Annotated in this window: 1 pseudogene; it reads right to left on the bottom strand. The window is 37.9% G+C overall.

The window, feature by feature from the left end:
* Positions 1 to 244 (bottom strand): annotated as a pseudogene (locus K6T82_RS24435) (HlyD family secretion protein); the annotation flags it as partial.
* Between the last annotated feature and the right edge of the window lie 20 nt (positions 245 to 264).

The raw sequence follows: 264 nt of genomic DNA on the forward strand, positions 1-264 counted from the left end.
CTTTTACCAGAATAGCTTCAATACGGCCCGAAGATTTCGAGACGATTTTCTCCGGCGGAATATTGGTTGTAATGACGATTTCTGTTTTGACCACGTCAGGATATTTTACAAACCAGGAAACAAAAAAAAGCATGACAATAATGCCAAATATCAAGACCGTTCCCCATCGAATCATCCAATGTGGTACTTTGGTCAGAATGTCCTGAACCTCTTCACTTCTTAATTCAAATGTATCTTCGTTCATGATTAATTTCCTAATTGCAA

The sequence above is a fragment of the Flavobacterium potami genome, assembly GCF_020026915.1.
GTDB classification, from domain to species: Bacteria; Bacteroidota; Bacteroidia; order Flavobacteriales; family Flavobacteriaceae; genus Flavobacterium; species Flavobacterium potami.